1 pseudogene is annotated in these 348 nt (G+C 63.2%); it reads left to right on the forward strand.

Annotated features, from left to right (window positions below):
* Positions 1-348, forward strand: a pseudogene (locus F2P46_RS36365) (Tn3 family transposase); the annotation flags it as partial.

A 348-nucleotide genomic window follows, 5' to 3' on the forward strand; every position in this document is an offset into this window, starting at 1 on the left:
CTCGAAGCATCGGCACAGGATGACGCCTTGGAAGTGCTCGAAGTCATCCTGCGGGAGCTTTTCGGTGACGCCGTGAAGGCGGACAAGAAATCCCGCCTTCGCTCGCTCAAGGACTTGGACGAGGCGGCGGCCACCCTCGCCAGCGCGTGTCAAATGCTGCTGGACGACACTGTGCCGGATGCCGAGCTGCGCAAGCTGTTGTTCGCTCGGATTTCGCCGGACGCGCTCGCGCTGGCCCTCGCCGGCGTCAACAAGCTGATTCGACCGACCGACAATGTGTACTACCAGGAGCTGGACGCTAAGTACAAGACCGTGCGCCGGTTCCTGCCGGCGCTGGCCGAGCACATT

Source organism: Massilia sp. CCM 8734 (genome assembly GCF_011682155.1).
Lineage (GTDB): Bacteria > Pseudomonadota > Gammaproteobacteria > Burkholderiales > Burkholderiaceae_D > Telluria_A > Telluria_A rubra.